1 protein-coding gene is annotated in these 517 nt (G+C 55.5%); it reads right to left on the reverse strand.

The genetic code is table 11. From position 1 onward, the window contains the following. The coding region (locus tag EN780_RS37280) for a twin-arginine translocation signal domain-containing protein (RefSeq protein WP_128276644.1) at positions 1-238 on the reverse strand (238 nt) is incomplete at its 3' end. Positions 239-517 lie beyond the last annotated feature (279 nt).

Raw genomic sequence — 517 nt, forward strand, 5'->3', positions numbered from 1 at the left:
ATCTTGATATAATCTTCGAGGACGTCGCCGGATCGAGACTGTCGGTTGCCCCAGCACCACTAAGGCCGCCCCTGGTGATACCGCCGCGGACAGGCCCCTGCGCGCGCGCAGCGCTGGCGAGGATCGAATTGGCGAACGTCGCTGAAACGCCGAGCGCCGTCGCACGGCCGAGAAATTCACGTCGGCTCAGGCGGCCCGCAGCGACGTAACGGCTAAGATATTCGAGTTCTTGCGACATGAAATGTTCCTCCTCCCATTCATTGTTTCGTGCTAATGTCAGCGCTTTATCAAGCTCAGCGGAAGCGAGCGGCCAAAGAATCTCTATTTAAATGGTAGTGGTCAAATACCGATTGTCGTCCCACATCATCTCGTTTCAAGATCGTTCACACGCAGGGCGGATCTGGTTCCGAGATGCGCGACAATCGATACTGACGAAATGACGTGTGATCGAACTACCTGATCGAAATTGTGGCCCGTGCTATCTGGCTACTTCCGCTCCAATCTGAGTCTGCGCGAT

The sequence above is a fragment of the Mesorhizobium sp. M4B.F.Ca.ET.089.01.1.1 genome (genome assembly GCF_004022605.1).
GTDB lineage: Bacteria > Pseudomonadota > Alphaproteobacteria > Rhizobiales > Rhizobiaceae > Mesorhizobium > Mesorhizobium abyssinicae.